2 protein-coding genes and 1 pseudogene are annotated in these 5,414 nt (G+C 70.8%); 1 reads left to right on the forward strand and 2 read right to left on the reverse strand.

Going from position 1 to position 5,414, the window contains the following annotated elements; translation table 11 throughout:
• Positions 1-250 (reverse strand): annotated as a pseudogene (locus tag KGA66_RS27915) (VWA domain-containing protein); the annotation flags it as partial.
• 606 nt (positions 251-856) lie between these two features.
• Between KGA66_RS27915 and KGA66_RS27920 the strand changes: the two are divergent.
• Positions 857-4,252, forward strand: coding sequence for an SIS domain-containing protein (locus tag KGA66_RS27920; protein WP_211472397.1), 3,396 nt, complete (start codon positions 857-859; stop codon positions 4,250-4,252).
• Between the two features lie 101 nt (positions 4,253-4,353).
• On the opposite strand, the gene KGA66_RS27925 is transcribed toward KGA66_RS27920, so the two are convergent.
• Positions 4,354-5,414 (reverse strand): cellulose binding domain-containing protein (locus tag KGA66_RS27925; RefSeq protein ID WP_211472399.1); only part of this gene is annotated, 1,061 nt, incomplete at its 5' end.

A 5,414-nucleotide genomic window follows, 5' to 3' on the forward strand; every position in this document is an offset into this window, starting at 1 on the left:
CGCCGAAAGCCGAACCGACCCGCGCACCGTAACCGAGCACCGCGACATGGAAATAGTCGCGCACACCCTCCTCCTTGGCGCACTTGAGCGACAGCTCGAACAGCAGCCGGTTCAACGCGTCCGCGACGACGTCCGCCTTCCTCTTCGAGATCTCGCCGCCGGTCATCGCATCCTCCATGGAGGTCGACTGGTCCAGCAGGAAGACGAAGCAGGTCGGGTTCGCCCGGCTGATCTCGATCGAGTAAGCCATCCGGCAGCCTTCCTTCAGCGCTCTGAGACAAGGGGATCCTAGTGTCCCGCGCCGGAAATCCGTCGCATGACTCTGCTCGACCTGGCTGCGCACGTCCGGTCATCCGCGCCCGGCTGGCAAGGCGCCGGAACACCCTCGCGGTGCTCGATCAACGCAGTGGGTCGTCTGTGGGTGTTTCGGCAACGCGGCCAGGCGGGATGCGGGGGCCGCTTTTCACGGCGGACTTCCGGCGCAGGATACTAGCTTCGCCGCTCGCGGCGCGGCTCGTTTTCCAGAACGTTCACGGCCTCACCGGGTCCTGGACCGAAGGCCCGGCACCCGGGCCGGTCGCGGCCCGCATCGGCCATCGCCGTGTCGATCACGCCTCACTGTCGCCTCCCGACGACGGACCGCCGCGGGTTCCGGGCCCCCTCGGGGCGAGGCCGGCCGGAGCCCGCTGGCCGGGAGCCGTGCCAAGCGGACGGGCTCGCGCGATGGCGGCGCGCCACCCCGGCCGGGCCGCCGAAGGCGATCTTGAGCTGGGCCGGAACCTCTGAGATAGGCTGCCGGTGTCGACCGCTCAGAACCCGGGAGCAGCTTGTGTGTGGCCTTGTCGCAGTATTGCCGTTGTATGCCAACAATTCTGCGCACGAGGAGGTTCGGGGTCCGGCCCTCGGCGCGTTGGGCACGGCGATCGAGCAAGGCGCGCTGCTGGGTGACCTGGCATCGGCGGCACGCACCGGCGAACGACTCGACGCCCTCAACAGCGCGCTCGAAAACACGGTCAGGCTGCTGTCTTCGCCCGCCGGCACCCACCTGCTCGCCGCCGATCCCGCCGCGGCCGCGCTGCTCGGCGAGCGCGTCGAGACAGTGCACAGCCGACTGCGCATCGCCAACGCTTCGCTCGACGCCGGCGAGGCGGACTGGGACGCCGACGAGGTCGAGCAGGTCCAGATCTTGTTGCGCCGCGCCCTGGACCTGGCGTGGACCCTCGCGGAGGACCGCATCGCGGCGGCCGCGCGCGTGCGGGAACTGGCCGGTCTCGGCGCCGCGGCCGGGGCGGCCGAGCTCTCGCCGGCCGCCTCGGTGTCCTACTTCGCACTGGAGATGGCGCTCGACTCCCTGGACCGCCTTGAGGTACGCGGCCGCGACTCGGCCGGCGTGCACCTGTGGGTGCGCCTGAGCGAGACAGACCTGGCCGACCTGGCGCCCATGGTCGCGCAGCGGCACGACGCGCTGTTCCGGTCCGGCGCGGTCGAACAGGTCGCCGGGTGCCTGTCCATCGTCTACAAGACCGCCTCCCTCGTCGGGCGCCTCGGCGACAACGTCCGCGCGCTGCGCGCCTCGATCCGCGACGACGCGCTGCTGCGCGAGATACTGCGGCGCCCCTCCGCCCGCGTCAGCGTGCTCGGCCACACCCGCTGGGCCAGCGTCGGCCGCGTCAGCCAGCCGAACGCGCATCCCCTCAACAACCTGGCGTACAGCTCCACACTCGCGGACGCGCACACCACCCGGGCAGCCGGGTCCGCCCGGTACGCGGTCGGCGCGCTCAACGGCGACATCGACAACCACGTGGAGCTGCGGACCGGCGAAGGCATCGAGGCCGATCCCGAGGTGACCACCGACGCCAAGCTCATCCCCGTGATGGTCGCGCAGCGGCTCGACGACGGCGCCGACGCGGCGGGCGCGCTGCACGACTGCCTGCGCCGGTACCGCGGCTCGATGGCCATCGGCGTGCAGACCGACGACGCCCCCGACCGGCTGCTGCTCGGCGTGAAGGGCGGCGGCCAGGGCCTCTACGTGGGGCTCGGCCCGGCCGGCTACCTGGTGGCCAGCGAGGTCTTCGGCCTGGTCGCCTGGTCCACCCGGTACCTGCGCATCGACGTGGACGGCGACGCGCCGGGCGAAGCCGTGGTCGTCTGCGTCGACGGCGCGGACGCGGGAACCGCGGCCGGCCTGCGGCGAATCGACGGCACCGGCGCCGCGCACCAGATACCGGAAGCGCAGTTCCGGCTCCCCGAGGTGGCGACGCGGGACATCGCCCGCGGCGGTTTCGAGCGGTACCTGGAGAAGGAGCTGGCCGAGGCGCCGGCCTCGTTCCGCCGGACGCTGCGCGGCCGTGTCCACGAACGCGACGGCCGGCTGACGGTGGACCTGCCCGATTCGGCGCTGCCGACGTCCGTCCGCGAGCGGCTGCGCGACGGGTCGCTCGACGAGGTCATCTTCATCGGTCAGGGCACGGCGGCCGTCGCCGCGTCAGGCATCGCGTACCTGGCCGAGTCCCTGTTCGGGGACCGGATCAGGGTACGCACCATGCCCGCCACGGAGCTGTCCGCCTGGCATCTGCACCGCGATCTGAGCCACGCGTGCATCGTCGCGATCAGTCAGTCCGGAACCACGACGGACACCAACCGCACCGTGGACCTGGTGCGCGAACGCGGCGCCACGGTTCTGGCGATCGTCAACCGGCGCGACAGCGATCTGGTCGCCAAGAGCGACGGGGTGCTGTACACCAGCGACGGCCGGGACATCGAGATGGCGGTCGCGTCCACCAAGGCGTTCTACGCGCAGGCCGCGGCGGGAATGCTGCTGTCCCTCGGATTCGCGAAGCAGGCCGGGATCCTCGACCCGCACGACGAGGACGCGCTGCTGCGCACGCTCGCCGAGATCCCGGACAAGCTCGAGGAGCTGGAGAAGAGCAAGGCCGGGATCGCCGCCATCGCCGAGCAGGTGGCCTGCAGATACCGGTATTCGGCGGTGCTGGGGTCCGGGCCGAACCGCATCGCGGCCGCCGAGGTGCGCATCAAACTCTCAGAGCTGTGCTACTGCGGGGTGTCCAGCGACGCCGTGGAGGACAAGAAGCACATCGACCTGTCGGCCGAGTCGCTGGTGCTCGTGTGCGCCGCGGGCACCCCGGTGACCCAGCTGCACGACGTGGTCAAGGAGGTCGAGATCTTCGCCGCGCACCGCAACCGCCCGGTGATGATCGTGGACGCCGGCACCGGCGGCCTCTGGCCGACCGAGCTGATCATCGAGGTGCCGCCGACCCACCCGAAACTGGCGTGGATCCTGAGCACCGCGGCCGGGCACCTGTTCGCCTACTACGCGGCGCGCGCCATCGACCAGGCCGGTGACGACCTGCGCCTGGCGCTCACCGCCCTCGATCAGGGCGAGCCGGGCGGCACCGTCGCCGCGGCGCTGGCGCTCGGTCGCTTCGTCGACGACTGCGGCCGCGGCCTTCTGCGCGGCGTCCTCGGCAGCGACACCGGCATGCGGCTGGCGGCGGCGCACTGGTTCCTGACCGGCGCGCTGCCCGCCTCGGCGCTGCCGGAATACACCGAGGGCGCGGATCCGCTGGAGTTCGTCCGGCAGATCCTCGACGCGGCCGTGGACGAGATGACTCGCTCCATCGACTCGGTCAAGCACCAGGCCAAGACGGTGACGGTCGGTACCTCCCGGTCCGGCGCGTACCTGTTCGACAGCCGGCTGGCCAAGGCCGTTCTGGAAACGGGTGTGGATCGCGACACACTCGGCTACGCGACCCTGGCCGCGCTGCGCGGGTATGACGCGGTCGTCACCGCGGTCGCCGGCGCCACCCGGTACGCGCTCAGCGGCAGCCCCAACGACCTGCGGATAAAGGTGGTCAGCAAGTCGGGCATCGCCCAGGACCTGCCGTCGCGCGCCGATGCGGGCACTGAGCTGATGGGCACCAAGAAGCTGGCCGTGGAGACCGGTAGCGTGCGTTTGGAGCGCGGCATCAACGACGGCCGGCTCGTGCTGATCGTGCCCGAGACCTCGGGCAGCAGGCCCGTCGGCGTGACCCTGCTGCACGTCGAGCTGGCGCCGCGGGCCTCGGGCACCGCCCTGCTCGCGGCGCTGGAGGCCAGCGGTCCCCGGCTGCTGGAGCTGCGGGCTGCGATCACCGAGCGCGACCGCCCGTTCACCACGGAGGCGCTTTCCGCGCTGGATCCCGAACTGGTGCTGCTGGCTCCGGCGGCGCGGGTCGCCGCCGCCATGGGCTGAACCGCCGCGGTCAGGTCTCGATCGGGCCGCACGCGCGGCACGGCACGGCGGCCGGATGCGTGAGTTGCCGCATCCGGCCGCCGGCCGGTTACTTCGAGTGCTCAGCTGCAGGCGTTTCCGTTGAGGGTGAAGGCGCTGGGGCTGGTGTCGTTGCTGCTCCAGGTGCCCTGGAAGCCGAACTGCACGTTGCCGCCGGGCGCGATGGCCGGGTTGTAGCTCATGTTGGTCGCGGTGACCGCCGACCCGGACTGGGTGACGTTCGCGTTCCACGCGTTGGTGACCTTCTGGTCACCCGGGAAACTCCAGGTCACCGTCCAGCCGTTCACCGTCGAGGTACCCGTGTTGGTCACCGTCACGTTCGCGGTGAACCCACCGCCCCACTCGTTCTTCACGTACGAGACCTGACACGTCCCACCACCCGTGCTACCGGTCCCGATCGTCCACGTGAACGACGCGGACCCGGACGCACCGGTCCCGTCCTTCGCCGTCACCGTCACGTTCGAGGCACCCGACGCCGTCGGCGTACCGGAGATCAGACCCGAGGAGGAGATCGACAACCCCGCCGGAAGACCCGACGCACTGTACGTCAACGACTGACCCGACCCGGAGTCAGTGGCCTGAACCTGAAGACCACTGATCGCCGTGCCCACCGTGCCGGTCTGCGCGCCCGGGTTGGTCACCGTCACCGTGTTCCCGCTGCCACCGGAAATCGTCCACGTGAACGACGCGGACCCTGATGCGCCGGTACCGTCCTTCGCCGTCACCGTCACGTTGAACGAACCCGACGCGCTCGGCGTACCCGAGATCAGACCCGAAGAGGAGATCGACAACCCCGCCGGAAGACCCGACGCACTGTACGTCAACGACTGACCCGACCCGGAATCAGTGGCCTGAACCTGAAGGCCGCTGACCGCGGTGCCCACCGTCCCACTCTGCGCACCGGGATTGGTGACCGTCACCGTGTTGGCCATGACCGCTGTGGGGATCACGTACGTCACGAGCGAGCGGCCCGGCACGGTCGCCGAGAACGAGCCCCCGTTCACGCTCGTCGTGCCCTGAGCCGCGATGGTGTTCGAGCTGTTGGTCAGGTACGGGGTGACCGTGGCGCCGTTGGCAACTCCGGTGTTCGCCAGCGAGTAGGTGATCGTGTCGGCACCGCTGC

The sequence above is a fragment of the Actinocrinis puniceicyclus genome (genome assembly GCF_018283645.1).
Classification (GTDB): Bacteria; Actinomycetota; Actinomycetes; order Streptomycetales; family Catenulisporaceae; genus Actinocrinis; species Actinocrinis puniceicyclus.